This window comes from Crossiella sp. SN42, assembly GCF_023897065.1.
Lineage (GTDB): Bacteria > Actinomycetota > Actinomycetes > Mycobacteriales > Pseudonocardiaceae > Crossiella.
Map to the genome: position 1 here is coordinate 191,266 of NZ_JAMHIV010000016.1, position 26,572 is coordinate 217,837.

Annotated in this window: 23 protein-coding genes and 1 pseudogene; 6 read left to right on the forward strand and 18 right to left on the reverse strand. The window is 72.9% G+C overall.

What is annotated here, in order from left to right:
- Positions 1-2: 2 nt before the first annotated feature.
- From M8C13_RS20650 to moeZ, 11 genes are all read right to left on the reverse strand, one after another.
- Positions 3-1,181 (reverse strand): ABC transporter substrate-binding protein, encoded by a 1,179-nt coding sequence (locus tag M8C13_RS20650; protein WP_252482277.1) that lies wholly within the window; start codon positions 1,179-1,181, stop codon positions 3-5.
- Positions 1,178-2,263 (reverse strand): hypothetical protein, encoded by a 1,086-nt coding sequence (locus tag M8C13_RS20655; protein WP_252482278.1) that lies wholly within the window; start codon positions 2,261-2,263, stop codon positions 1,178-1,180. Before M8C13_RS20655 ends, M8C13_RS20650 begins: the two co-directional genes overlap by 4 nt.
- Positions 2,263-3,666 (reverse strand): VWA domain-containing protein, encoded by a 1,404-nt coding sequence (locus tag M8C13_RS20660; protein ID WP_252482279.1) that lies wholly within the window; start codon positions 3,664-3,666, stop codon positions 2,263-2,265. The genes M8C13_RS20655 and M8C13_RS20660 overlap by 1 nt, the downstream gene beginning before the upstream one ends.
- A 3-nt stretch (positions 3,667-3,669) precedes the next feature.
- Positions 3,670-5,781 (reverse strand): serine/threonine-protein kinase, encoded by a 2,112-nt coding sequence (locus M8C13_RS20665; protein WP_252482280.1) that lies wholly within the window; start codon positions 5,779-5,781, stop codon positions 3,670-3,672.
- Complete coding sequence (locus M8C13_RS20670) at positions 5,774-7,282, reverse strand: serine protease (protein ID WP_252482281.1); 1,509 nt, start codon at positions 7,280-7,282, stop codon at positions 5,774-5,776. The genes M8C13_RS20665 and M8C13_RS20670 overlap by 8 nt, the downstream gene beginning before the upstream one ends.
- Positions 7,283-7,341: 59 nt before the next feature.
- Complete coding sequence (locus tag M8C13_RS20675; protein ID WP_252482282.1) at positions 7,342-8,613, reverse strand: cytochrome P450; 1,272 nt, start codon at positions 8,611-8,613, stop codon at positions 7,342-7,344.
- 223 nt (positions 8,614-8,836) lie between these two features.
- Positions 8,837-10,099 (reverse strand): cytochrome P450, encoded by a 1,263-nt coding sequence (locus M8C13_RS20680; protein ID WP_252482283.1) that lies wholly within the window; start codon positions 10,097-10,099, stop codon positions 8,837-8,839.
- Between the two features lie 93 nt (positions 10,100-10,192).
- Positions 10,193-11,659: an FAD-dependent oxidoreductase gene (locus tag M8C13_RS20685; protein ID WP_252482284.1), complete on the reverse strand. Its 1,467-nt coding sequence runs from the start codon at positions 11,657-11,659 to the stop codon at positions 10,193-10,195.
- A complete protein-coding gene (locus tag M8C13_RS20690) occupies positions 11,656-13,731 on the reverse strand; it encodes a molybdopterin oxidoreductase family protein (RefSeq protein ID WP_308202832.1) in 2,076 nt (691 codons plus the stop codon). The genes M8C13_RS20685 and M8C13_RS20690 overlap by 4 nt, the downstream gene beginning before the upstream one ends.
- A 96-nt stretch (positions 13,732-13,827) precedes the next feature.
- Complete coding sequence (locus M8C13_RS20695; protein WP_252482285.1) at positions 13,828-14,625, reverse strand: TIGR02569 family protein; 798 nt, start codon at positions 14,623-14,625, stop codon at positions 13,828-13,830.
- Between the two features lie 100 nt (positions 14,626-14,725).
- Positions 14,726-15,910 carry an adenylyltransferase/sulfurtransferase MoeZ gene (gene moeZ / locus M8C13_RS20700; protein ID WP_252482286.1) on the reverse strand — a complete coding sequence of 395 codons (1,185 nt, stop codon included), beginning with the start codon at positions 15,908-15,910 and terminating at the stop codon, positions 14,726-14,728.
- Between the two features lie 105 nt (positions 15,911-16,015).
- Here moeZ and M8C13_RS20705 point away from each other — a divergent pair, with 105 nt between their 5' ends.
- A complete protein-coding gene (locus M8C13_RS20705) occupies positions 16,016-16,156 on the forward strand; it encodes a hypothetical protein (RefSeq protein WP_252482287.1) in 141 nt (46 codons plus the stop codon).
- Between the two features lie 149 nt (positions 16,157-16,305).
- Here M8C13_RS20705 and M8C13_RS20710 read toward each other — a convergent pair whose 3' ends face one another.
- From M8C13_RS20710 to M8C13_RS20720, 3 genes are all read right to left on the reverse strand, one after another.
- On the reverse strand, positions 16,306-17,295 hold the full coding sequence (locus tag M8C13_RS20710) for a DUF3152 domain-containing protein (RefSeq protein ID WP_252482288.1): 990 nt from the start codon (positions 17,293-17,295) through the stop codon (positions 16,306-16,308).
- A 100-nt stretch (positions 17,296-17,395) separates the two neighbouring features.
- Positions 17,396-17,812: a hypothetical protein gene (locus M8C13_RS20715; RefSeq protein ID WP_252482289.1), complete on the reverse strand. Its 417-nt coding sequence runs from the start codon at positions 17,810-17,812 to the stop codon at positions 17,396-17,398.
- Positions 17,812-18,810, reverse strand: a complete 999-nt coding sequence (locus M8C13_RS20720; protein WP_252482290.1) for an alpha/beta fold hydrolase — start codon at positions 18,808-18,810, stop codon at positions 17,812-17,814. Before M8C13_RS20720 ends, M8C13_RS20715 begins: the two co-directional genes overlap by 1 nt.
- Before the next feature lie 116 nt (positions 18,811-18,926).
- On the opposite strand from M8C13_RS20720, the gene M8C13_RS20725 reads away from it, so the two are divergent.
- On the forward strand, positions 18,927-19,562 hold the full coding sequence (locus tag M8C13_RS20725; protein WP_252482291.1) for a TetR/AcrR family transcriptional regulator: 636 nt from the start codon (positions 18,927-18,929) through the stop codon (positions 19,560-19,562).
- 42 nt (positions 19,563-19,604) lie between these two features.
- Here the strand turns inward: M8C13_RS20725 and M8C13_RS20730 are convergent, their stop codons facing one another.
- Together M8C13_RS20730 and M8C13_RS20735 are read right to left on the reverse strand one after the other, a co-directional pair.
- Positions 19,605-20,507: an alpha/beta fold hydrolase gene (locus M8C13_RS20730; protein ID WP_252482292.1), complete on the reverse strand. Its 903-nt coding sequence runs from the start codon at positions 20,505-20,507 to the stop codon at positions 19,605-19,607.
- Between the two features lie 5 nt (positions 20,508-20,512).
- Positions 20,513-21,415 carry a diiron oxygenase gene (locus M8C13_RS20735; RefSeq protein WP_252482293.1) on the reverse strand — a complete coding sequence of 301 codons (903 nt, stop codon included), beginning with the start codon at positions 21,413-21,415 and terminating at the stop codon, positions 20,513-20,515.
- 69 nt (positions 21,416-21,484) lie between these two features.
- Here M8C13_RS20735 and M8C13_RS20740 point away from each other — a divergent pair, with 69 nt between their 5' ends.
- Both M8C13_RS20740 and M8C13_RS20745 read left to right on the forward strand, forming a co-directional pair.
- Positions 21,485-22,234, forward strand: a complete 750-nt coding sequence (locus tag M8C13_RS20740) for a TetR/AcrR family transcriptional regulator (RefSeq protein WP_252482294.1) — start codon at positions 21,485-21,487, stop codon at positions 22,232-22,234.
- Positions 22,231-22,557, forward strand: coding sequence for a DUF4873 domain-containing protein (locus M8C13_RS20745; RefSeq protein WP_252482295.1), 327 nt, complete (start codon positions 22,231-22,233; stop codon positions 22,555-22,557). The genes M8C13_RS20740 and M8C13_RS20745 overlap by 4 nt, the downstream gene beginning before the upstream one ends.
- A gap of 69 nt (positions 22,558-22,626) precedes the next feature.
- Here the strand turns inward: M8C13_RS20745 and M8C13_RS20750 are convergent, their stop codons facing one another.
- Both M8C13_RS20750 and M8C13_RS20755 read right to left on the reverse strand, forming a co-directional pair.
- Complete coding sequence (locus tag M8C13_RS20750; protein WP_252482296.1) at positions 22,627-22,857, reverse strand: DUF3107 domain-containing protein; 231 nt, start codon at positions 22,855-22,857, stop codon at positions 22,627-22,629.
- 105 nt (positions 22,858-22,962) lie between these two features.
- Positions 22,963-23,616 (reverse strand): ferritin-like fold-containing protein, encoded by a 654-nt coding sequence (locus M8C13_RS20755; RefSeq protein WP_252482297.1) that lies wholly within the window; start codon positions 23,614-23,616, stop codon positions 22,963-22,965.
- A 255-nt stretch (positions 23,617-23,871) separates the two neighbouring features.
- Between M8C13_RS20755 and M8C13_RS20760 the strand changes: the two genes are divergently transcribed.
- Together M8C13_RS20760 and M8C13_RS20765 are read left to right on the forward strand one after the other, a co-directional pair.
- A complete protein-coding gene (locus M8C13_RS20760; RefSeq protein WP_252482298.1) occupies positions 23,872-25,761 on the forward strand; it encodes a DEAD/DEAH box helicase in 1,890 nt (629 codons plus the stop codon).
- Between the two features lie 72 nt (positions 25,762-25,833).
- Positions 25,834-26,572: pseudogene (locus M8C13_RS20765) on the forward strand (hypothetical protein); the annotation flags it as partial.

The following is a 26,572-nucleotide window of genomic DNA, read 5'->3' on the forward strand; positions in this document are numbered from 1 at the left end:
TCTCACCGTCCACAAGAGACGGTCACCCAGCTGTAGCGGCGGTCTTGGTCGTCCTGCAGGGTCCGGCGCACCTGTTCCAGCCGCCTGAGCAGCTCGTCCAGCTTGGTCCGGTCGGCAACGTACTCCAGCACCGCGCGGTAGAACATCGTGCGCAGCTCCACCGGCATCAGGTCGGAGCCGTCGAAGCACAGCGTGTCCTGACCCGCGAGCCGCTCGCGCAGGCGGTCGGCCAGCTCCGGCGGGCCCGGTTGCGGCCAGGTGTGCCCGGCCAGGTGCTGGAGCAGCAGGGTGGCCGCCGGGTTGTCGGTGAAGCGGGCGGCCAGGTCGGCGGAGAACGGGCTGGCCGGGGCGACCCCCGGGAAGGCGGGGAACGGGCGGAAGTCGAAGTGTTCGCCGTACTCCGGGGCCGGGGCTGGACGGCCGCCGTAGCCGGTGGCGATGAAGGAGGCCTGGTGCTCGCGGCGGCAGCCGGGCGGATCGTCGAACATGGCCCGGCCGGCGTCCCAGAAGTCGGTGAACAGCGCGGCGGGCGCGCGCGGGCCCAGCACCCGGCCGAAGTCGGTCCAGGCCTGGTGCACCCGCTCATCGGTCCACGGCAGGTCACCGGCCACCCAGCGCTGGTAGACCTCCGCGCCCGCGCGTTGCAGCAGCAGGTTCTCCACCCAGTCGGTGCCCGGCCAGCCCGAGGTGGCCCCCGACTCCAGGCCGAGGCACCAGTCACCGGCGGCCAGCAGCTCCTCCGCGCGCTCCGGGCCGGGAGCCCGCGAGAAGACCAGGCCCTTGAGGTCGACCTTGACCGGCACCGCGTACTGCTTGGCCAGCCCGCCCTGCCGCAGCCGCCGCCACTGCTCGTTGTCCGCCGCGGGCGCGGTCTCCACCGGCCGGACCTGCCCCTGGCGGATGTAGGGCATGAGGTCGCCGAAGCCCGGCAGCACCGCGATGTCCGGCGGCCGCCCGCCCGCGACCTCGGCCTTGAGCACCTGCCCGAGTGCGCGAGTGCCCCGGTACTCGACCCGGATGCCGGTGTTCTTCTTGCGGAACTCCTCCAGGATGCCGGTGAAGGTCGCCTCCTCGGCCCCGGTCCAGGAGGCGAGCAGGCTCACCTGGGCCTCGGCCCGCGGCGCGGTGCAGCCCGCGGCCACCAGCAGCGCCGCGAGGAAGATCAGCAGTGCCCTGGTCATCGGCGCACCCACGTCCCGTACTCGGCCAGCCTGGCCCGGAAACCCAGCGCCACCAGCAGCATCACCAGCACGGCCAGCCCGGGGATGGCCGGCCACCAGGCCCCGCGCCCGCCGACCTCGCGCACCTGACCGGCCAGCTCACCGGCCTTTCTGGCCAGCTCCGGCTGCTCAAGGCCGTCCGGGGGCTGGCGCTGCCCGGCCAGGAAGGCGCGCACGGTGGGGCCGCAGTCCGGGCACTGCCGCTGGATCAGCTCGGCCAGCCAGCGCTGCCCCTCGGCGTCGACCTCCTCGTCGTGCCGCTGCCGCTCCTCGGTGAGCCGGTCCAGCCCGGCCTCGGCGGCGTCCATCCGCTGCTGGGAGCTGAACACCACGCTGGTCAGCGTCAGCAGGGCGAGCACGGCCAGGCTCGCACCGAGCAGCCACGGGTTGAGCCTGCGGCGGAACCGCCTGGCCAGCACCAGCTGGGTGGCGATCAGCAGCAGGAACAGCAGCCCGCCCGGCACCGCCCAGGACAGCACCCGGACCACGGTCGGCTCGGCCGCGTCCAGCGCGGCGCCGAAGGCCTTTCGCTGCAACTCGGCGACCTCGCCCAGCTGGCCCAGCACGCCGTCGCGGCTGTGCAGCAGGCGCGATGCCTGCCACAGGTCGGCGGCACCGAGCACCGGTCCGTTGCCGGGCAGCCGCTGCTGGGTGGCGGCCTGTTCCACCGAACCGGAGTAGGCGGCGAGCAGGCTGTCCACCAGTTGCAGCTGCCGCAGGCCCTCGTCCCCGGCCAGGTTCAGCCCGGCCACCCTGGTCAGGCTCTGCGCGGCGATGGCCAGTTGGTCCCGGTAGCCGTCCCCGGCCCCGGTCAGCGCGGCCGCGCCGGTGCGGAAGCTGCGCATGGCCTCCCGGTCGGCGTTGAGCAGCGCGGTGCGCGCGGTGCCGACCTCGCGCAGCACCGGCACCGCCTGACCGCTGGCCTGCTCGGCCGCGGCGTGCACCTCCAGGTAGGCCAGGGTGGCCGCGAGCAGCGTGAGCAGGGTCAGCCCGAGCAGCGCCGAGCGCAGCGCGAGCAGCAGTCGCCGGGTGTCCAGCCGCATCAGCCCAGCGCCCCCTTACACGCCTCGCAGAACCGGTGCGCACCCGGCCAGACCAGCTCGCACACCGGGCAGACCCGGTCCGGCAGCGGCTCGCTCGCGGGCGCGGGCAGCTGCCTGCCGGGCACGACCGAGATCCCCGAACCGCCCTCCAGCCAGCGAAGGTCCACTTTGGACAGTTGCTCCTTCAGCCTGATCCGCCCGGCCGCCGCGTCCTCGATCTGTGCCACCTGGCCGATCCGGTCCAGTTGCTCGGTGTTGCCGGAGGCGGCGGCCAGCCGGACCGCCTCGCCGAGCAGCTCGGCGGCCGCGCCCCGGTCGCCCGCGTCGAGTGCCTCGCAGCCCTCGATGACCAGCCGTCGCAACCGTTCCTGCCCCCGGTAGTGCCCGTCGTAGGGGTCGACCTGGCTGAACCGAGCCTCGTCCTCGGTCCAGTGCACCAGCAGCGGTTCCGGCTCGCCGACCTCCTCGGCCGTGGTGCTCCCCGGCGGGACGGCCAGCAGCCGCACCGAGCCGACCGGGAGGTCCCGCTGGTGCGGCGCGCCTGCCGGGTCGACCGTGAGGCCGAGGTTGAAGTGCCGGAGGTCCGCGCTCCACGAGCCGGTGCTGAACTCGGTGACGCCCTCGCCCACCGCCACCGCCTCCGCGGTCAGGTCGGCCGCGACCGGGAACACCTGCCGCAGGAACCGGATCTCCGTGCCCGGCCTGGTCTGCACCCGGATGCGCACCTCGGGCACCACCTTGCGCATCGCCTCGGCGACCATGCCGGTGAAGTCCTCGGCCAGGTCGGCCTCGGCGCGCACCGCGTCCGCCCGGCCGCGCAGCGCGGCGGTGATCCGGCGCAGCTCCGCGGGTTTCCAGTCCGCGCCGATTCCCCTGGCGTCGCAGGTGAACTCGCCCGCGCACGCCCGCAGCGCCGCCTCCAGCTGCTCGGGGGTCTCGCCGACGTTCTGGCCGTCGGTGAGCAGGATCGCGTGCCGGATCGCGCCGGGATGGGCGGCGAGCAGGTCGCGGGCCAGCAACAGCCAGCTGCCCATCGCGGTGCCACCGCTGGCCACCATGGCCGCCGCGGCCTGCCGGGCCTCGGCCCTGCTCCGCTCGTCGGCGGTGGCCATCCGCGGCGCCAGCGGGTACAGCAGGCGGGCCGTGTCGGTGCCCGCGACCAGGGCGAAGCGCACGCCGTCGCGCAGCGCGTCCACCGCGGCCGCGGTGGCCCGGCGAGCGGCGGCGATCTTGCTGGGCGGCAACGACATCGAGCCGGAGCAGTCCACGATGATCACCTCAGCCGCGGCGGGCGGGGTGTCCGCGCCGGCCAGTCCGGTGCCGTCCACCACCAGCACCGCCGAGAGCAGGTCGTCAGTGGTGGACAGCCAGCGGTGGGCGTGCAGCGTGGTCCGGAAACGCATGTCTCACCTCCAGGTTCTCGGTCGGACCGCGTTGGCCAGGTCGACCAGCCGGACCACCTCGCCGGTACTGCCGGCGTGCCCGGCCAGCCGCCGGTAGGAGCTCTCCAGCAGCCGGCGCAGGCTGGCCTCGGTGGGCGCGGGACCCAGTGCCCTGCTCTCGCCCAGCTCGGCGAACTCCTTGCCGCGCAAGGCCACCGCCTGCACCAGCGCGGTGAGCCGGGTCCGGCCGGAGCCGGTGGGCTCGCCCGCGTCCAGGTACAGCTCGGGCAGCCGGGCCGCCGCATCGCGCACGTCCGCCGCGGTGGGCGGCACCGAACCGATGACACCGCACAGGATGCGCAGCGCGGCGATCCGGGCGGCCGCGTGGTGCAGGGACACCTGCGGCACCTCGTCCAGCACCCGCACCGCGTCCGCCCGCTTCCCTGCCCGCAGCCGCAGCCTGGCCAGTCCGAAGGCCGCGCTCACCCGTAGCCGGTCGCGTTGCCACACCGCCTGGTAGCGGCCCTCGGCCTCCTCGGTCTCGCCCTGGTGCTCGGCGCAGAAACCCAGTGCCAGCTTGGGCGCGGCCTCCCCGGCGAGCAGTCCGGTGATCTTGTGCAGGCAGGCGGTCGCGGCGGGCAGGTCGGCGCGGGCCAGCGCGACCAGCGCCTGGTGCCAGGTGATCCGCCAGTTCGCCCCGGCCGGCCGGTCGTCCGCGCGCACCGCCTCGGTCAGGGTGTCCGCGGCCAGCTCCGGCCAGCCCAGCTCCAGCTGCGCGCGGCACTCGGCGAGCAGCACCCCGGCCGAACGGTGTTGCGCGGTGCCGAGCTTGGCCAGCAGCGCCCTGGGCTCCTCCGCGCGCACCGCGGTGAGGAAGGCGGCCGCCGGGTCGGCGGGATCGGGCCGCGGCACCGGCAGCCTGGTGGCCCCCTCGGCCAGGGTGGGCAGGCCGAAGTCCAGTGGCGCCAACGGATCCTGCCCGGGGTCGGTCCACACTTCCAGCAGCGGCACCGCGCCCAGCCCGGCGTCGAGCACCCGGGGACTCGGCCGGAACAGCGACCCCGGCAGCGAGCGCTCCCGGCCGTCCCGCAGCGACTGCACCTCGAACAGCAGCCCGGTGAGCTGGTCGGCCAGCTCGGCCGCGGAGCCGAACCGGCGCTCCGGCACCGGATCCGCGGCCCGCCCGATCAGCGCGAGCAGCGAGTCCACCGGGTGCGCCAGCGGCCCGCGCGGACGGCGGTGCGTCTCCAGTGCCTTGCCCTCCGGGGTCACCTTGAACAGGCTCTCCAGGGTCTTGCCCACCGAGTACAGGTCGGAGGCGACGCTGAGCCCCCGGGTCTGGAGCTCCTGCTCCGGCACCTGGTACCCGCTGGTGCCCACCGACAGCGTGGTGCGGTCCTCGATCCGGCGCACCCCGCCGAAGTCGATCAGCTTGATCCGGTCCACGCCGCGGATCACGTTGCTGGGCTTGAGGTCGCAGTAGAGCAGCTTCCGGCCGTGCAGGTAGCGGAAGGCGGCCAGCACCTCCAGCAGGTACATCAGCACGTGCTCCAGCGGCAGCGGCTCCTCCTGCCGCAGCGCGCGCAACCGCAGCTCGTGCAGGGACAGCCCGCCCACGTGCTCCATCACGATGTACTGGTTGTCCTGTCCGGCAACGGGATCGGGGTGCCGGACGAAGTTGATGATGCGCACGATGTTCGGGTGGTCCAGCACGGTCAGCGCGTGCCGTTCCCGTTCCGAGAGCGCCGCCGCCGCGGCCGCCGCGCCACCGGTGTTGATCAGCCCTTTGAGCACCACGTGGCAGCCGAGGTGGTTGTCCCAGGCCAGGTACACCCAGCCCTGGCCGCCGCGGGGCAGGCAGCCGCGCACCTCGTAGCGCTGCTCCACCACCACGCCAGGGGCCAGCTTCGGCGAGAAGGAGTAGGGCGCCTCGCAGCTGCCGCAGTAGCCCTCGGTGCGGCCGGGCCTGCCCGCGTAGCCGCGGCCGACCGGTTGGTGGCACTCCTCGTTGCCGCAGTACCGGTCCTTTTCCGGCACCGGCCGCGGCTCGGCCAGCGTGGACTCCGGGTCCGGCACGCTCAGCCGGGGCAGCTGGAGGAAGTCGCCGCTGGTCCAGCGCATGCCGGGGTCAGTCATCGCGCACCAGCCGCACCACCGCGCGCAGGTAGTCCTGCACCGCGGCCTCCGCCTCGGCCAGCACGCACGGCCGGATCATGGTGCGCCGCAACGCTTCCCGGTACCGCGCGTCCAGCCCGGTGTCCTCGGCCAGCCCGTGCTCGGCGGCCATCCGCTGGTAGGCCTGGATCAGCCCGCGCAGCTCGCGCAGCCGCTGCCGCAGCACCAGCAGCCGGTTGCGCGCCTCGGTGGCCTTGCGCAGCGCCCGGTCCACCCGCGGCGCGCACTCGGCCAGCCGCGGCCCGCGCTCGGCCTCGGGCAGCCTGCGCACCGCGCTCAGCCAGGGCCGCAGCCGCCCGGCCCGGTCCGGCGGCTCCGGCTCCCCGGCGAAGCGCGGGCCGTCCTCGCCCCACAGCCGCCGCACCTCCGCCTCCAGCGCGGCCAGCGCGGCGATCCGCGCCCCGAGGGTGTCCGTGCGCGGCGGGGAGACCCGGGTGCCGGAGACCGTGCCGGGCGCGCGGATCGCGGCCAGGCTGGGCGAGTCCGCCGCCCGGTACCCGGCGACCACCGCGACGCCCCGCTCCGCCAACGGGTTCAGCACCTCGGTGACCAGCGCTTCCGGTTCGGCCGAGGCGTCCACCCCGACCAGCACCACGGTGATCCCGCCCGCGAGCGGCTGCCCGGTCCGCTCGGCGATCAGCCGGCCCGCCTCGGCCGCGGTGAGCCCGGCCACGTCGATGACCACCAGCGCCGAGCCCAGCCGGGCGGCCAGCGCCAGCAACGCCTCCGACCGCGCCGAACCCGCCTCGCCGGTGATCACCACCAGCACATCGCCCGGTCCCCGGTGCGGCAGCCAGCCGTCCAGTTCGGGCAGGCGCACCGGCGGCAGCGGCGCGCGGTCCACCCACTCGGTGACCACCGGCAGGTACCGGGCGATGGTGCGCACCGGCTGCATCCAGGCCACCACCGAGCCCTCCGCGCTGTACTCGCTGACCACCAGCCCGACCACGTCGCCGCTGGCCTCGTCCAGCACCCCGGCCCCGCTGAACCCGAGCCGCACCCGGTTGCCCGGCTGCAACGCGTCCAGCTGCACCCACTCCGCGCCCGGCCCGGCCGCCCTGGACAGCTCGGCCCGCGCCCACATCCCGTGCGGCGCGCCGACCGGGAACCCGTAGGCGGCCACCGGACGCCCGGGCGCGAGGTGCCCGTCCCGCAGCCGCGCGCCCCAGGCCGCCGGCAGCTCCTCGGCCAGCTCCAGCAGCGCGAGGTCGCCGGTGCCGTCCTCCTCCAGCGGCGCGAGCTGGTCCTCGATCACCCTGGCGGGCAGCGGCTCCCGGCCGCCGTGGCCGCTGAGGTCGACCAGCACCTCCCGCCCGGGAAGGACGTGCGCGCAGGTCAGCACGTACCTGCCGCCGAGCAGGGCGCCGGCGCCAAGGACCCGGCCGTCCTCAGCACACAGGCGCAGCCGCCAAGGCTGCTCCGCCCGTGTGCCGACTGCCTGGTCCCCAGTGCCAGCCCCCACCCGCTCGACAATACGTTGGGTAGCCGACCGATGTCGGTCGGTCAGCGAAACCGCAACACTCAGGCGGCCACCGGCATGCCGGTCAGTCCCCGGAACGCGGCCGATCGGCGGAACACCGGCTGCCCGGTGCGCCGCAGGTTCGGCATCCGCTCCACTAGCGCGCGCAGCGCGATCTCCCCTTCCAGCCGGGACAGCGGCGCGCCGATGCAGAAGTAGCGCCCCGCGGTGAAGGTGAGGTGCTCGGCCGCGTTGGCCCTGGTGATGTCGAAGCGCTCCGGCTCGGGGAAGACCTCGGGGTCGTGGTTGGCCGCGGCCAGCAGCACCAGCACCGGGGTGTCCGGTGGCAGCACGTGCCCCTCGATCTCCACCTCCTGGTGGGTGAGCCGGGGGACCATCAGCGTGGAGGAGTCGAACCGCATGGTCTCCTCCAGCGCGTTCGCCGACAGCGCGGGGTCATCCTTCAGCCTGGCCCACTCCCCGGGGTGGTCCAGCAGCGCGTTGACCGCGTTGCCCATCACGTTCACCGAGTTCTCCGAACCCGCGATCAGCGCGGTGACCAGCAACGCCTGCATCTCGCTGAGCGGCACATCCTGCTTCGTCGCGGCAAGCAGGAGACTGCCGATCATGTCCGTGGGCTTGTCCTCGACGCCCTCGGCCTTGCGCTCGGCGATCAGCGTGGCGAAGAGCTCCTTCAGCTCCACCAGCAGCGTGCGCAGCTCGCGGATCTTGGCCACGCCGTTGAGCTGGTCGGTGACCAGGCCGACCCGCATCGCGCACCAGCCGAGCCGTTCCCGGTGCCGCTCCGGCACACCGAGCACGTCGGCGATCACCAGCAGCGGGATGGGCTGGGCGAAGTCGCGGACCAGGTCGAAGGAGCCCTGGCGCTGCGCCTTGTCCAGCACCTCGGTCACGATCCGCTCGATCCGCGGCCGGTACGTCGTGTTGGCGCTGGGCGAGAAGCTCGGGTTCATCAGACCGCGCATCCTGGTGTGCACCGGCGGGTCCACGCCCATGAACGGGTCGAGGTCCAGCCCTTCCAGCGCGGTGGCGATGGTCCCGGCCGAGGACCGGTTCTGGGTGTCCCGGACGCCGAAGCGCCGGTCGCGCAGGATCGAGTTGGCGGTGCTGTGCCGGGCCGTGGTCCACAGTCCGGCCTTGCTGCGCACCAGCGGCGCCTGCGCGCGCAGCCGGGCGAAGTAGGGATAGGGCGAGTCACCGGCGCGCGGTCTGGTCAGTTCACCGGCCGGATCCCCGAACTGGCGTAGCAGCCAGGCCCCGAAGCGGTCGGTCTGGAGACCGGCGGCGAGTCGGAGGTCGGTCGCGAAAGTCATCTGGCTCCCCTTTTTCCGGGCAGCCGCCAGCACTGGACGTGCTCCCCAGAAAACGTGTCAGAATCGGCGGAGGAAATCGTACGCAAATTGACCCGGATTGGTGTAAATGCGTACTACTTCTGTATAGCAGGGGAGCCTGAAGCTAAAAATGGCACGGAAGAGTGGGACCCGGGACGATCTTCGGCCCGGGTCCACTCGGGTGTGTCACACCTTTCGTCGGGTATCAGGCGGCGACCGGAAGTGCTTTGAGCCCGCGGAAGCCCACTGAGGTCCGGTACACCGGGCTGCCCGCCCGCCGCAGGTTCGGCATCCGCTCGGCCAGCGCGCGCAGCGCCACCTCGCCCTCCAGCCTGGCCAGCGGCGCGCCGATGCAGAAGTACCGCCCGGCGGCGAAGGTCAGGTGGTCGCCGGCGTTGGCCCTGGTGATGTCGAAGGTCTCCGGGTCGTCGAAGACCGCGGGGTCGTGGTTGGCCCCGCCGATGAGCACGAGCACCGGGTCGTTGGCCTTGAGCCGGAAGCCCTCGATCTCCACGTCCTCGTGCGGATAGCGTGAGGTGAACAGCGTGGTGGAGTCGTAGCGCATGGTCTCCTCCATCGCGCCCGGCGCCAGCGAGGGGTCGGCCACCAGCTTCGCCCACTGCTCCGGGTGGTCCAGCAGGTTGTGCACCGCGTTGCCGAGCAGGCTGACCGTGTTCTCGGTGCCCGCGACCAGGGTGGCGATCAGCAGCGCCTGGATCTCCCGCAGCGGCACCTCCTGCTTGGTGGCGGCCAGCAGCAGGGAGCCGATCATGTCGGTGGGCTTGTCGTCGATGCCCTCGGCCCTGCGCTTCTCCACCATCTCGCCGAAGAGGGCCTTGGTCTCGGTCATCAGCGTGCGGATCTCGCGCAGCCGGGAGAACCCGACCAGCGGGTCGGTCAGCAGGCCGATCTGCCTGGCGATGTAGGCCAGCCGGGCGTGGTAGTTCGCCGGCGCGCCGATGATGTCCGCGATCACCGCGTGCGGGATGGGCTCGCCGAAGTCGCTGACCACGTCGAACGGGCCGCGGCTGGGCACCCGGTCGAGCACCCGCCGCACGATGGCCTCCACCCTGGGCCGGTACATCTTGTTGGCGCTCGGCGAGAACGAGGGCGCCATCAGCGCGCGCATCCTGGTCTGGCCGGGCGGGTCCAGGCCGAGGAACTCGTCGATCTCCAGCTCGGCCAGCGCCTTGGCCAGCACCGCGGCCGAGGACTCGCCCTCGTTGGTGCGGACGCCGAAGCGGCGGTCCCGCATGATGGCGTTGGCCGTGCTGTAGCGCGCGGTCACCCACGCCCCCGACTTGCTGCGCACCATCGGCGCCTGTTCCCGCACCGTGGCGAAGAACGGGTACGGGGACTCACCGGTCAGCGGCCTGGTCAGTTCCCCGAGCACATCACCGAACTGGCGCAACAGCCAGGCGCTGAGCTGCTCGGCCCGCAGACTGGTGGCCAGACGCGCGTCACCCATGATTGTCATGCTTTCCCCCAGAGGAAATCAGCCATGGGCGGGCTGAGTCCTGTATAGCACGGGGAAAGTCGCGCGGAAAATAACGCGATGAGGTTATGCGGACCTTTCTGCCGGTCCGCCGTCCTGGGCGCCGAGCCAGTCCAGGATGCCGCAGACCGCGTCGGTGCAGCCGCCGCAGCCGGTGGTGGCCCTGGTGCCCTTGGCCACCGCGCCCAGGGTGCGCGCGCCGGTCTTCCAGGCGGCCACGATGCGGCCCTTGCTGACCGTGTTGCACCGGCACACCACCGCGGCGGCGGGCAGGTCGGCCGGGCTGGCCGCGCGCGGGGTCTCCAGCGCGGCGCGGCCGAGCAGCAGGCCGAGCCGGTCGGCGGGCGCGGGCAGGCCGCGGTCGTAGAGCTGGGTGATCAGCGCGGCCGCGTCCGGCGCGCCGAGCACGATCGCACCCGTCACCTTGTCCTCGCGCAGCACCAGCTTGGCGTAGCGGCCGCGGGCCGGGTCCTCCAGCCGCAGCACCTCCGCGCCGGGCGCGTCCACCTCGCAGTGCACCTCGCCGAGCGCGGCCAGGTCCACGTCCCTGGCCTTGAGCCGGGTGACCACCGGGGTGCCCCGGTAGCGGGCGGCCGGGTCGGTGCCGGTGAGCAGGTCGGCCAGCACCGCGGCCTGTTCCCAGGCGGGCTGGACCAGGCCGCCGACCGTGCCGGGGTGGCTGGCGCAGTCGCCGATGGCGTGGATGCGCGGATCGTTGGTGCGCAGGGAGTCGTCGATGAGCACACCGCGGTCGCAGGCCAGTCCGGCCGCCTCGGCCAGCCTGGTCTCCGCGCGCACCCCGGCCGAGACCACCACCAGGTCGGCGGGCACGCTGCTGCCGTCGTCCAGCTTGAGCCCGTCGCCGGGCACGTAGCCCGCGGCCAGCACGCCCAGCCGGAACTCGATCCCCAAGGCCCCCAACGTCTTGCTCAGCACCCGCCCGGCTCCCGGGTCGAGCTGCCGCTCCATCAGGTGGCCGACCGGGTGGATCACGGTGACCAGGTTGCCGCGCCCGGCCAGGCCCCTGGCCGCCTCCAGGCCGAGCAGGCCGCCGCCGAGCACCGCGACCGGCGCGCCGGGCTTGGCCGCGGCCACGATCCGCGCGCAGTCGGCCAGCGTGCGGAAGGCGACCACGCCTTCGGCGGGCCGCCCGTGCTCGTCGGTCAGCCCGTCGGTGGGCGGCAGCCAGGCCCGGCTGCCGGTGGCCAGCACCAGGGCGTCGTAGGGAAGTTCCGCGCCGTCGTTGAGCCGGACCACCCGGTTCGGCCGGTCGATCGCGGTGACCGTGACCCCGGCGCGCAGGTCCACGTGCTGGGTGGCGGCCCAGTCCTCGTCGTGCAGCCGGACCGCGGCGGCGTCCAGCGAACCGGCCAGCACGCTGGAGAGCAGCACCCGGTTGTAGGCGGGCTCGTCCTCCTCGCCGACCACGGTCAGCGCGATCCGCTCGCCCGCGGGGTCGCGGCGGCGGATCTCCTCGGCCACCCTGGCGCCGGCCATCCCGTAGCCGATGACGATCACCCGGCGTGCGTTCATGTCAGGGCCTCCAGTCGAACCGCACAGACCTTGAACTCGGGCATCCGGCTGGTCGGGTCCAGCGCGGGGTTGGTGATCAGGTTGGCGCGCTGGTCACCGGCGAAGTGGAAGGGCAGGAACACGGTGTCCTGGCGCAGGCTGGGCACCGTGCGCACGGCGGCCAGCACCACGCCGCGCCGGGACACCACCCTGGCCCGCTCGCCCTCGCGCAGCCCGGCGCGGGCCGCGGTGTCCGGGTGCACCTCCACGAACACCTCGGGCACCGCGTCGTTGAGCTCGGGCACCAGCCGGGTCTGCGCGCCGGACTGGTAGTGCTGCAACACCCGTCCGGTGGTGGCGTACAAGGGGAACTCCTCATCCGGCGGCTCAGCGGGGCCCCGGTGGTCCACCGGGATGAAGCGGGCCTTGCCGTCGGGGGTGTTGAACCGCTCCAGGAACATCCGGGGCGTGCCGGGGTGCTCAGCCGAGGGCACCGGCCAGTACAGCTCCTCCCCGGCGCGCAGCCGGTCGTAGTCCACGCCGGAGTAGTCGGCCGGTCCGCCCTTGCTGGCCGCGCGCAGCTCGGTGAACGCGGTCTCGGCGTCGGTGGGGAAGCGTTCGGCGGGCTGACCGAGCCGGATGGCCAGCTCGGCCAGCAGGTCCTGGTCCCCGCGCACCCCGAGTGGCGGGCGCAGTGCCTTGCGGCGCAACAGGATCCGGCCTTCCAGGTTGGTCATGGTGCCGTCCTCCTCGGCCCACTGGGTGACCGGGAAGACCACGTCCGCGCGGGCCGCGGTCTCCGAGAGCACGAAGTCGGCCACCACCAGCAGGTCCAGCGCGGCCAGCCGCTCGGCGACCCGGTTCGAGCGCGGCGCGGAGACCAGCACGTTGCTGCCGAAGACCAGCAGCGCCTTGGGTCCCTCGGGCTGGCCGAGCGCGTCGAGCAGCTCGTAGGCGGAGCGGCCGGGGCCGGGCAGCTCCCCGGGGTCGATCCCCCACACCCCGGCCACGTGCGCGCGGGCGGCCGGGTCGGTGATCAGCCGGTAGCCGGGCAGCTGGTCGGCCTTCTGCCCGTGCTCGCGGCCGCCCTGCCCGTTGCCCTGGCCGGTGAGGCAGCCGTAGCCGGAACCCTCGACGCCGGGCAGGCCGAGGGCCAGGCACAGGTTGATCCAGGCGGAGACGGTGTCCGCGCCGCTGGCGTGCTGTTCCGCGCCCCGCCCGGTGAGCACGTAGGCGCGCTCGGCCTGGGCGAGCAGCCGGACCGCGGCCCGCTGGTCGGCCACGCTGACCCCGGTGACCCGCTCCACCTGCTCCGGCCACCAGCGCGCGGCCAGCCGCCAGGCCGCCTCGAAACCGGTGGTGCGCGCGGCCACGTAGTCGGCGGCGAAGTGCCCGTCGGCCACCGCGAGGTGCAGCAGGCCGAGGGCCAGCGCCAGGTCGGTGCCGGGGGCGGGTTGCAGGTGCAGGCTGGCCAGCTCGGCGGTGGGCGTGCGGCGCGGGTCGATCACGATCAGTCCGCCCCGGTCGGCGGCGTTACGCAGGTGCTGGGTGAACGGCGGCATTGTTTCGGCCACGTTTCCGCCGACCAACAGCACCGCGTCCGCGCTGGCCAGATCGGTCACCGGGAACGGCAGCCCTCGGTCCAGCCCGAAGGCCCGGTTGCCCGCCGCGGCGGCCGAGGACATGCAGAACCGGCCGTTGTAGTCGATCTGCGAGGTGCCCAGTGCGACCCTGGCGAACTTGCCGAGCAGGTAGCTCTTCTCGTTGGTCAGCCCGCCGCCGCCGAAGACCGCGACCGAGTCCGGGCCGTGCTCGGCGCGCAGCGCACGCAACTTGTCAGCGACAAGATCCAGGGCATAATCCCAGGTCACCGGCCGTAGCACGCCGTCTTCCCGGACCAGTGGGGTGGTCAGCCGTCCTGGCGTGGTGAGCAGGCTGCCCGAGGTCCAGCCCTTCTGGCACAGCCCGCCCCGGTTGGTCGGGAACTCCCTCGGTTGGACCACGGGAGCCGTTGCGGTCCCGCTGACCGCCATGCCGCACTGCAGCGCGCAGTACGGGCAGTGGGTCGCGGTGGCGATGGCGGTGACGGTCACCCCCACGACGCTAGGTCCGGCCGGTAACCCGCGGATGGCCCCCGGTTTCGTTTGTGCCACCAGCACCGCACAGTCCGGGGGTGCGCCCGGTGAGGCTCAGATCAGGTCGAGCAGCACGTTCGCGGCGCGGTCCAGGCCGGTCAGGGACTGGGCGGTGGAGCGAGGGTGCAGCGCGTGCACGGCCAGCCGGAACAACAGCGCGCGCAGCAGCACCTGCGGCCAGTCGATCAGGTGCGACCAGCGCTGCGGCAGGCCGTTGTCGGCCCCGCCCCAGGCCAGCGCGTCCACCACGACCACCCCGGCGGCCCACTCGGCAGGCCGCCAGTACGGGCTGAAGTCCATGATCCCGGGCGGCGCGTTGCCGGCGAAGAGCACGTTGCCGAACAGGTCGCCGTGCACCACCTGCGGCGCCAGCTTGACCGTCCGCCGCGACCCGGCCAGCGCGCCGAAGAGCCTGCCGCCCTTGTCCGGGGCCAGCGGCACGCCGTCCTCGCCCCAGGCCATCCGGTCGGCCATCGCGTAGATGTCCCTGCGCTCCTCCAGGAAACGCGGCTTGGGCAGCTCGGCGGTGGCGTTGTGCAGGCGCAGCGAGACCGAGACGACCTCGTCGTGCCGGGGTTCGGGCTGCCCGGCGAGGTGGCGGGTGGCCGACCAGCCGGAGACCACCCAGCGCCCGTCGCTGGAGCGCAACGGCCTGGCCAGGCGCAGGTTCTCCACGTCGAGGCTGTCCAGGGTCTGCGCGACCCAGGCGGCCTCGGAGGGGTTCATGGCCGGGCGGATCACCGCGTCGCCGCACAGCCAGGCCGGGCCGGAGCCGACCAGCTCGGGCTCCGCGGTGCGGGCGCCGAAAGCCGCGCGCACGTGGGCGGGCGGCGGTTCCGGGGTGGCTGTCACGCCAGGGACGCTACCCGCTGGCGCGCGAGTTGTGTGGGAGGCGATGTGACGTTCCCGTTGACCCACAGTGGGAAAGTCACACCGCCATGATCACGTACCGTCAGTAGGTCGGCAGACTGGGATCGATCTGCCTGGCCCAGGCGAGCACCCCGCCACCGACGTGCACCGCGTCCCGGAACCCGGCCTGGTGCAGCGCGGCCAGTGCTTCCGCCGAGCGCGCGCCGGACTTGCAGTGCAGCACGATCTGGCGGTCCTGCGGCAGTTCGGAGAACGCCTCGCCGGAGAGGATGCGGTCCTTGGGGATCAGCACCGAGCCGGGGATGCGCACGATCTCGAACTCGTGCTGCTCCCGCACGTCGACCAGCAGGAACTTGTCGTCCCGGTCGAACTTGTCCTTGAGCTCCTGGGGCGTGATCGTGTTGCCCGCGGCCGCGTTCTGCGCCTCGTCGGAGACCACCCCGCAGAAGGCCTCGTAGTCGATGAGCCCGGTGATCGGGTCACCCTGCGGGTCCTTGCGGATCTTGATCGTCCGGTAGGTCATCTCCAGCGCGTCGTAGACCATCAGCCGCCCGAGCAGCGTCTCGCCGATGCCGGTGATCAGCTTGATCGCCTCGGTCACCATGATCGACCCGATCGAGGCGCACAGCACGCCCAGCACGCCACCCTCGGCGCAGGAGGGCACCATGCCCGGCGGCGGCGGCTCCGGGTAGAGGTCCCGGTACTGGATCCCCTCCCGTCCGTCCGACGGGTTGGCCCAGAACACACTGGCCTGTCCCTCGAAGCGGAAGATCGAGCCCCACACGTAGGGCTTGCCGAGCAGCACGGCCGCGTCGTTGACCAGGTAGCGGGTGGCGAAGTTGTCGGTGCCGTCCAGGATCAGGTCGTAGTCCCGGAACACGTCGAGCACGTTGCCGGACTCCAGCCGCAACTGGTGCAGGTTGACCTTGACGAACGGGTTCAGCTCCGCGATGGCGTCCCTGGCCGACTCGGCCTTGGGCCGGTCGATGTCGGACTGCCCGTGGATGATCTGGCGCTGCAGGTTGGACTCGTCCACCACGTCGAACTCGACGATGCCCAGCGTGCCGACACCCGCCGCGGCCAGGTACATCAACGCGGGGCTGCCCAGCCCACCGGCGCCGACCACCAGCACCTTGGCGTTCTTGAGGCGTTTCTGCCCGTCCACCCCGACATCCGGAATGATCAGGTGGCGGCTGTAGCGGGCGACCTCTTCCTTGGTCAGCTCCGCGGCTGGCTCCACCAGGGGCGGCAACGTCGAGCCCGACATGGGCGCTCCTCCTAGTCCGGTGCACGGGGGCCCGGGTTCCGGCCTCCTTCGGGTGCAACGACCTGGATACACCACTTCTTCCGACCTGGGACGTCATCCCAGTGGGTGGACGTCGAGTTGTCCATGCTGTGGGTGCCCAATTGGGTGGCCTCCAGCTACATCGCGGCCATCCGGCACGGGGCCACCGAACCGTGGGAGCTGATCAACGCCGCGCACACCATCGAGGTCACCCGGATCAACCCCTAGACAGCGCGAAACCGGGGGTCCCGTCATCCGGCGGGCACTTTCCCCGGTTCACTTCTGGCCGCGTCCGCGGACCGACCAGCACACCCCCACTGTACCGCCCCCCACGAGCGACCCGTCAACTCCATCCACAGCCGAGCCGCCGCCGTCGTTCAGGTGACCGGCCAGGGGTTCGGGCGGCAGACCTTGCCGTCCTTGGGCACGGCGTTCTTGTCGCCGCCGTCCACCTGGTTGAGCTCCCACACGTAGTCGTTGGCGGTGCCGAAGGACTGCTGCATCATCACCGGGGCCAGCGCGCCGTTCTCCGCGCACGGCTTGTGCCGCTGTCCGAAGGCGTGCCCGATCTCGTGGTTGATCGCGTACTGCCGGTAGAGCAGGAAGTCGCTCTCGAAGGCGACCGCGCCGTAGCGCCAGCGGGCCAGGTTGATCACCAGGCGCTTCTTGCCGCTGTTCCAGCAGGAGGCCTCGTACTTGATGGAGAAGTTGCAGTAGTCGGGGCGGCGCGCGGTGTCCGAGGTGGTCAGGCTGATCCTGATGTCGGCGTTGCCGGAGTCGACCCGCTGGAGGCGGACGTTGCCGCCGCCGATCCAGCTGCGCTCGTCCTGCAGGGTGCCGTCCACGGTCTTGGCGAAGGCGTCGTCGCCGCCGTAGGTGGAGGCGTCGATGCCGTTCTCGATCTCGACGGTGTACTTGTACAGCTTGCCGCCCTTGCCGAAGACCGGCGTCGTGCCGCGCAGCACGTTCCAGGTGCCGCTGCCCTTGTCCTTGTACTCCTTCATCCCCGGCAGCTCCGCGCTGGGGATGTTGGCGGTGAGCTTGCCGGAGGGGGCCTCGCCCATGATCGGCGGCTCCGGCTCCTCGCCGGCCGGGCCGGTCGGGATGGTCTCCTTGGGCTGGGCCGTGTTGTCCGGGGCCGGGTCGTTGACGTTCATCAGGGCCAGCACGGTGAGCACCACCAGCACCGGCACCGCGTAGATCCGCCAGCCGTAGGTGCCCAGGATCCCGCTCTTCTTGCGTTTGGGCGGCGGGGTGTCCTGTTGGGCGGGGTCGGGGCGCCAGGAGGCGGCCAGCGGCTCGCCGCCGGTGCGGCGCTGGCCACGCTGGTACCGCCCGTCGTCGGGGCTGCCACCACGCCGGGTCACGGCGTCACGGGGTCCTTGCGTCGTCCGGGCCACGCTCCCCAGATTGCCACACCCGGCAGTCCGGGCCGGTACTCACCACACCCGCACGGACGGGTGCCGGTCACAGGTACCCGTCCAGCTCGCGGCCCAGCAGCTGGGAGAACTCCAGGCGCAGCGTGCCGAGGTAGGCCAGCACCACCTGGTCGACCTCGGCGTCGGAGACCGGGCCACTCCAGGAGCCGGGGGCGAACACCGAGCCGAACCGCCAGCCCGACGGCACCCGGTCGATCAGCAGCACGCCTTCGGGCTGCTCGAAGGAGTCGTCGTCAAAGCTGAAGCTCGGCCGGTTCGCCACCGGGGTGGCCAGCCAGCGGCGCAGCTCACCGGCCAGCTTGACCACCGGGAAGTCCTGCTCGGCGTAGAGCTCCCGGCCGTCCTCGCACAGCCGCAGGTCGCCCTCGACCAGCTCTTGCACTTCGGCAACGGAATGCCCGTTGAGGCCCGCGCTCTGCAACGCGGTCAGCTCCAGCTCGACCATCACCACTCCCCGCGGTCAACGGCCTCCATCATGCCCAGGCTGGCCCGCGCCACGGTCAGCGGCTTCTCCATCTGCGCCACGTGCCCGGTGCGCGGCAGCACCAGCAGCCGGGCGCGCGGCAGCAGCCGCACCGTGCGCGGCGCCTTGCGCACGCTGACCAGCCGGTCCTCATCGCCCCAGATCACCAGCGTGGGCGTGCTCACCTTCGGCAGCAGCCGCCACAGCGAGCCCTGGCTGAACTCCAGCCAGCTGCGCAGCAGGCCCATCGTGGCCCGGCCCAGCGCCTCCCCCGCCCAGCGCATGTCCCGGCGTTCCAGGTACTCCGCCTCGGCCTCGGCCATCCGGTGCTCCGGCACCAGCTCGGGCTGGGCGAAGCACAGCCGGACCAGCTGTTCGGCCCGCTGCCGTGGCGTGACCTCGGCCAGCTGCCTGCGCACCTTGCGGCCGACCAGGGGCAGCATGGCCAGCACGTACCTCGGGTCGGACAGCCTGCGCGGGTCCGGTCGCAGGTCCGGCACGGCCGGGGAGACCAGGGTCAGCGTGCGCACCAGGTCCGGGCGGCCCGCCGCGACCAGCAGCGAGACCACCCCGCCGAGGGAGTTGCCGAACAGGTGCACCGGGCCGCGGTCCAGGCCCTCGATGAACCTGGTCATCAGGGCCGCGGTGGAGCGGACCGAGTAGTCGTGGCCGTCCAGCGGCTCGGTGCGGCCGAAGCCCGGCGCGTCCGGCGCGAGGCCGTTCATCCGGCCGGACAAAAGATCGGACAGATCGGTCCAGTTGGTGGAGGAGCCGCCCAGGCCGTGGATGTAGACCGCGGTCTCCTCGGCGGGGCCGGGCGTCTCGCGCACGTGCAGGCTCACCCCGCCCGCCGTGCGTACCCGCCCTGGCCAGGGCTTTCGGCTGAAGTCGGGCTCCGGCAGCTGGGTGGTGGACAGCGGAGCGCGGCCGAGAGTCGCCCGTACCGCGCCACCGGCCGTCGTCAGGGACGGTTTGGTCATCAGACCAGGATGCGTCACGGACCTGAGATCCGCCTGAGTGGGAAAGGCATGCCCAACCGGGGACTACTTGCGAGTAAGGTTTCCCTTCGAACGAGCACCAGGGTGTGGAGGGCAGCATGACCGACACGGCGCAACCGGGCACCGACCAGGTCGTGCGCGGCGTACGACTGCCGCGTACCGCGCGACGCGCCCAGTTGCTGGCCGCCGCCCAGGACGTCTTCGTGGCCAACGGCTACCACGCCGCGGCCATGGACGAGATCGCCGAGCGCGCCGGGGTCAGCAAGCCAGTGCTCTACCAGCACTTCCCCGGCAAGCTGGAGCTGTACCTGGCGCTGCTGGAGACGCACACCGACGCGCTGGTGCAGCGGGTCCGCGGCGCGATCGAGTCGACCACGGACAACAAGCTGCGCGTGCACGCCGCGGTGGCCGCCTACTTCGAGTTCGTCGACGGCGAGGGCCAGGCGTTCCGGCTGGTCTTCGAGTCCGACCTGCGCCGCGAGCCCGCCGTGCAGGACGCGGTGGACCGGGCGACCGCCTCCTGCATCGATATCATCGCCGAGGTGGTGGTCGCCGACGCCGGCCTCACCGCCGAGCAGGCGAAACTGGTCGCGGTGGGCCTGGTCGGGCTGAGCCAGGTGACCGCGCGGTACTGGCTGGACGGCGAGCGGGCGATCCCCAAGGACGAGGCCATCGGCCTGATGTACACGCTGGCCTGGAAGGGCATCGGCGGCGGTTTCCCGCTCCAGCACTGAGACAGCACGGTGCGCGCCGAGGACCTCGGCGCGCACCGTGGGTCACACCCGCTCGGGGACCTCGCTGACCACGTTGACCAGTCGCGCGATCCGCTCGGTGACCTGCACCGAGCGCTCCAGCGGCAGCATGTGCCCCGCGCCGGGGAAGACGATCAGCTCGGCCTGCGGCAGCTCGCGCGCGATCACCTCGGCGCAGCGCTGCGGGGTCAGCCGGTCGTTGCTGCCGGCCAGCACCACCACCGGCAGCCGGCGGAACGCGGCCAGCGCCTCCCGCCGCTCGTGCAGGAACAGGTCGTCCAGGTAGCCGGTCAGCGTCAGCGGACTGGTGCCGGCGATCACCGCGGTGGTCTCCCGCACGTCGATCTTCTCCGGCTGCCGCCCGAACAGCATCCAGCGCATCGCGGGCCGCAACGGCGTCGGGTACTTGCTCAGCCGCCGCACCCTGCGCTTGACCAGGGCCTTCCCGAACGCGCTCTGGCCGCGGATGACGGTGCGGCCCAGCGGTGCGGGCAGGCCGAGGGTGCTGCCGCTGAGCCCGCCGCAGGCAGTGGCCACCAGCGCGACCGCGGCGACCCGCTCGGCGAAGAGCTCAGGGTGCCGCTGTGCCAGCGCCATTGTGGTCATGCCGCCCATCGAGTGCCCGGCCAGCACCACGGTGCCGTGCGGGACCAGCTCGGTGAGCAGCTCGGCCAGGTCGTCGGCGAGCTGCTCGATGGTGGTGCCGCCGGGCTTGGCCTGGTCGGACTGGCCGTGGCCGCGCAGGTCGTAGCGGAGCACGCGGATGTCCCCGCACCGGCCGGGCAGCGCGTGCGCGACCCGGCGCCAGCTCTGCCGGTCCAGGGTCCAGCCGTGCACCAGGACGACCGTGACGGGGGCATCCGCGCGCCCCTGCTCCTCGACGGCAAGGCAGGCGCCGTCGCGGGTGGTGAAGGTGAACACGCCCATCTCACTCACTTCCCGAGGAATCCGGAGGCCTGCCACAGCTTGCGGCCGGGGTTGCCGATGAGTCCGGCCTCGTCCAGGAAGCTGACGATCCGCTCGCCCGCCCAGCCCATCGTCTCCCGGAAGTGCGGGTTGCCCAGCGCGGCCCTGCGCGCTTCCTTGGGGTCCAGCCCGACCTGGCGGTAGACCTCCGGGTGCACCAGCGAGCGGGAGACCACGAAGGCGGCCCGCGCGGTGACGAAGCGGTGGTAGCGCAGCGCGGCGCCGGAGCAGGTCCGCATCGAGCGCAGCAGCTCCTCGCGGGCGTAGCGCACGTGCCGGGCCTCCTCCAGCACGTGGATGCGGTTGACCATGCGCACCAGCGGCTGCACGGACTCATCCGCGGTGGACTCGCGCTGCAGGCGGTCCAGGATCTCCTCGGCGATCAGGATGCTGGCGAACATGGACGGGCCGCGGCCGATGGTCTTCATCAGGTTGCCCAGCGCGTGCGGCAGCCGCTGCGGGCCGTAGGCCGGCACGTCCAGCTTCTCCACCAGGCGGGCGAACATGATCGAGTGGCGGCACTCGTCGGCGATCTCGGTCAGCGCGTACTGCACGTGCCGCTGCTTGGGGTCCAGGTGGTAGACGTGCCGGACCAGCAGCTCCATCAGGATCACCTCGAACCAGATCCCGACGCTGGCCACGCAGCCGACCTCGTGCTTGGACAGCTCGATCCGCTGCTGCCTGCTCATCCGCTCCCACAGCGGGGTGCCGTAGAGCGAGACCCGGTGCTCGGGCACGAAGAACTTGTCCTCGGCCAGCGGGGCGTCCCAGTCGATGTCGACGTCCGGGTCGTAGGAGTTCTTCGCGGATGAGTTGAGCAGCCGCTCGGCGGTCTTCTCCCGGTCCGGCACCTGCAAGCTCCGGCTCATGGCGTCGTCACCCTCCTACTGGATGAAGTGTTACCCGAAGTAACAGCTACCAGTGGTAACGTCTCGTGTATGGCGGATTCTGTCAAGGGCCAACCGAGCAAACGGGGCGACGCCCGGCGCGAGCGCTGGAAGGAACACCGCAGCGTGCGCCGCGCGGAGTTCGTGGAGGCGACCATCAAGGCGCTCGCCACACACGGCCCTGACGTGGGCATGGACGAGATCGCGGCCGAGGCCGGGGTCACCAAGCCGGTGATCTACCGGCACTTCTCGGACAAGGCCGACCTCTACCTCGCGGTCGGCGCGCGGGCCACCGAGATGCTGATGGAGCGGATCGTGCCCGCGATCGAGCGCAGGGGCAGCCCGCGCGAGCGGATCAGCGCGGTGGTGGACGCCTACCTGAGCACCATCGAGGAACAGCCCGAGCTGTACCGCTTCATGACCCGCCGCTCCTTCGCCGACCGCCCGGTCGACGCGGACCCGGCCAGCCGCACCGAGGCGATGATCGCCTCCCGGCTGGCCCGGCTGCTCGGTGAGTACATGCGCCTGCTCGGCCTGGACTCCGGCGCGGCCGAGCCGTACGCCTTCGCCGTGGTCGGCGCGGTGGAGAAGGCCGGTGACTGGTGGCTGGAACGCCAGACCATGAGCCGGGAGAACCTGCGCGACTACCTGGTCAACATCGTCTGGCACGCCATCGACGGCTTCACCAGGATCAGCGGCGTGATCATCGACCCGGACATGCCGCTGGACTTCGACCTGCCCGCCGCCCAGCTGCGGATCGTGCGCGGGGACGGCGAGACCGAGCAGCGGGAGACCTCATGAGCGAGCATGAGCACGAGGAAGAGGGCTACCAGGGCGCGGCCACCCTGCTGGTGGAGGGCGCGGAGCTGCCGGTGGAGGTGCGCCTGCGCGGGCACTTCGAGCCGATCGACGGCCGCTACCACTGGTACGGCCGGATCGCCGCGCACACCGGGCTGACCGAGCTGGTGCAGCAGCGCCGCCCGGCCGCCACCCTGCGCACCCCGGCTGGCGAGGCCGAGGGCGACCTGTCCGACCCCGACCCCTGGGGCCGCTACCGGATCACCGGCCTGGGCCGCCCGCCGTTCGAGGTGGACGACCTGAACAAGGTCCCGCCGGCGGAGTAGAACTCCGGACGCAGCGCGGCCCGGTGACCGAGTTCACGGTCACCGGGCCGTTCGCTGTTTTGCCTGGCCTCAGTTGCCGACGGCGAAGCCCACCCGGCGGCCGTCGGAGACGCCGATCTCCACGTAGGCGACCCTCGCGGAGGGCACCACGTAGCGCTTGCCCTTGTCGTCCACCAGGCTCAGCAGGCCCTTGGTGTCGCGCAGCGCCTCGGAGACCACGGCCTCGACCTCGTCCTGCGACAGCGCGCTCGAAACGACGAGCTCCCGCGGGCTGTCCGCGACGCCGATCTTGACCTCCACACCGACCTCCGTGTGCTCAGAGTATTTGTACTGATCGTCAGCCTAGTCGCGTCCGCCTGGCGTGCGGGGACCGCCCGCTCCGCCCTGGGCGAACACGATCGTGCGTCAGCCCAGGCCGAGCGCGGTCATCCGCTGGGAGTGGCCGCTCTGCAGCCGCTTGAACAGCGCCGCGATCCCGGACAGGTCGCCGGAGGCGCGCACCAGCAGCTCGGCCAGCGCGTCCCGCTCGGCCACCACGTACTGGGCCTGGGTGAGCGCCTCGCCGAGCAGGCGGCGGCCCCACAGCGCGAGCCGGTCGCGCACCTTGCGGTCGGCCGCGCAGGCGGCCTGCACCTCGCGCTCAGCGAAGGCGGAGTAGCCGGTGTCGGTGAGCACCTCCAGCACGAGCTCCTTGCTCGGCGACTCCAGCCAGCCCGCGATCTCGCGGTAGAAGTCGGCCGCCAGTCCGTCGCCGACATAGGCCTTGACCAGGGACTCCAGCCAGTTGTGCGGGGCGGTGGAGGCGTGGAAGGCGTCGAAGGGGGCCACGAACGGGGTCATCGCCGTCTCCACGGCCACCCCGCGCAGCGCGAGGTGCTGCTCCAGCAGCCGGTAGTGGCCGATCTCGGCGGCGGCCATGGTCGCCAGCGCGGCCCGGCCGGACAGGGTGGGGGCGGTCCGCGCGTCCTCGGCCAGCCGGTCGAAGGCCGACAGCTCGCCGTAGGCCAGCACACCCAGTAGATCGACGATGCCGGCGTCGGCACTGCCCGTCTCGGTCATGCGGGAGAGCGTATCCGGCCACGACACCCCCTGGAGAAGCGTTCCAGCGGCTAGAATGCCTCCGGACGCCCTGTGCGCGCTGCCGAGAAGAACGATGAGGACACTGCGCGGCGCGGGGCCACGTGATGACGGCGACAGCAGTCGCCCAACGGAAAGGTGCGCGTACGCCTCGCCCTCCCGTGCCGCAGGCAAGAGTGACCGAACCTGGTCACCGCCCGGCTCGGTCGAGCGCAAACGCTGGCTGTACGTGCTGGTATGAGAGAGGCGATCACGCTGACCTTCGACAACAACACCGCCGACCTACGCGAACTTGATCACAGCGAGGCCGGCCTGCCCGAGGAGGACCACACCTCCCACCCGCTCCGCGGAGACGCCCCGGTCACGCCGGACGCGCCCACCTTCGCCGAGCTCGGCGTGGACGAGCGCATCGTCCGCGCGCTGGCCGAAGCCGGCATCGAGCGGACCTTCGCGATCCAGGAACTGACCCTGCCGCTGGCCCTGCGTGGTGAGGATCTCATCGGCCAGGCGCGCACCGGCACCGGCAAGACGCTGGGCTTCGGCGTGCCGCTGCTGCACCGGCTCACCCTGCCGGGCGATGGCACCCCGCAGGTGCTGGTCGTGGTGCCCACCCGCGAGCTGTGCCTCCAGGTCACGCAGGACCTCAAGGACGCGGGCAAGCACCTGGGCGTGCGGGTCCTCGACGTCTACGGCGGCCGCCCGTACGAGCCGCAGGTGGCGGCGCTGCGCAAGGGCATCGACGTGGTGGTCGGCACCCCCGGCCGCCTGCTCGACCTGGCCGAGCGCCGGGACCTGGTGCTCGGCAAGGTCCGCGCCCTGGTGCTGGACGAGGCCGACGAGATGCTCGACCTGGGCTTCCTGCCCGACATCGAGCGGATCCTGCGGATGGTCCCCGACCAGCGGCAGACCATGCTGTTCTCGGCCACCATGCCGGGCCCGATCATCACCCTGGCCAGGACCTTCCTCACCCAGCCCACGCACATCAGGGCCGAGGAGGTCGACGCCGGGCAGACGCACGAGCTGACCGAGCAGTTCGCCTACCGGGCGCACTCGCTGGACAAGATCGAGGTCGTCGCCCGGGTGCTCCAGGCCACCGACCGCGGCCTGACCATGATCTTCACCCGGACCAAGCGCACCGCCCAGAAGCTCGCCGACGACCTGGCCGAACGCGGTTTCGCGGTCGCCCCGGTGCACGGCGACCTGGGTCAGGGCGCGCGGGAGCAGGCGCTGCGGGCCTTCCGCAGCGGCAAGGTGGACGTGCTGGTCTGCACCGACGTGGCCGCCCGCGGCATCGACGTCGGCGGGATCACGCACGTGATCAACTACCAGTGCCCCGAGGACGAGAAGGCCTACGTGCACCGGATCGGCCGCACCGGCCGCGCGGGCCGCACCGGCGTCGCGGTCACGCTGGTCGACTGGGACGAGGAGGCTCGCTGGAAGATGATCAGCGACACCCTCGGCCTCGGCAAGCCGGAGCCGGTGGAGACCTACTCCACCTCGGAGCACCTGTTCACCGACCTGAACATCGACCCGAAGTCCTCCGGCAGGCTGCCGCTGTCCCAGCGGACCAGGGCAGGCCTGGACGCCGAGCACCTGGAAGAGGACGCCCCCAAGCGCGGCCGCGGCCGCAAGCGCGTCGGCCGGACCACGGGCAGCGACAAGCCGGCGGGCGGCACCCCGGACCAGCCGGAGTCGGACGACACGGGCGCCCGCCCGGCCACCAAGCGCCGCAGCCGCAGGCGCACCCGCGGCGGTCAGAACGTCGAAGGCGAGGCCACCCCCGCCGAGACCACCGACGCGCCGGAGGCCGCGGAGACCAAGACGCGGACCCGCACCCGCACCAGGTCCCGCGCCAAGACCGAGCCCAAGGCCGAGCCCGTGACCGAAGCCCCGGCCCCGGCCGAGGCCCAGGCCCCGGCCGAAGCTCCGGCAGCGGTCGAAGCTCCGGCAAAGGCCCCCGCCGAGCCCAAGGCCCCCAGGAAGCCGAAGGCGACCAAGGCCACCACCACGGTCACCTTCGCCGCCCCGGAGCTCCCGGCCGAGCCCCCGGCCGACGCCGACGCCGACGCCGAGGCCCCCGCCCGCAGGCGGCGCCGCCGCCGGACCGGCGAGACCCCGGCCGAGTAAGCACGCCACCAGGAACGGCCCTTCCCGTCGGGGAGGGCCGTTCCGCGTACCCGAGCAACCGAGGAGGCTACGGTGGTCCCCGTGCCGCCCGAGCAGAACGCCGCGCCCGAGGACCCCACCAGCGCCGCCGAGCAGCCCAGCCCCCCAGCGCAGCCCAGCGCCGCGACCCCGGCCGCCGCCGCTACCCGGGACGACACGCCCGATGCCGCCACCTCGCCGGTCCCGGCCAAGCCCCAGAGCGAGCCGCCCAGCGCCGCCGCGCCCGAGAGCGCCGCCGAGGCCCCGGACCAGGCCCCCGCACCGCCGAGCGAGGCTCCCAGCACCGCCGCCTCGCAGGCCGCGGCCGCCCCCCGCGACACCGCGGTCCCGCCGAGCGAGGCCCCCAGCACCGCCACGGCGCAGAACGCGACCCGCGACGTCGCCGAGCCGAGCGAGGCCTCCGGCACTCCCGCGCCCCAGGACGCCGCCGAGCCGTCGAGCCAGGCCCCGGAAGCCGCCGCGCCCCAGGACGCACCCGCCCTGCCAGCGACAACCCTCGAAGCCGCCGCTTCCCCGGACGCAACCGCCCCGCCGGCCATGGCCCCCGAAGCCTCCGCGCCCCTCGCCGCCGCGCCCCGGGACACGCCCGCCACGCCGACCACAGCCCCGGAGGCCACCTCTCGCGCCGCAGTCCCTGAGGCCACCCGCAGCGCCGCCGCCCTCGAGGCCACCCCCAGCACCGCGGCCCCCGAGAGCAACCCCAACGCCGCGGCCCCCGGCGCCATCCCCAGCGCCGTGGTCGCCGACACCGCTCCGCCCGCCGCAGCCACCA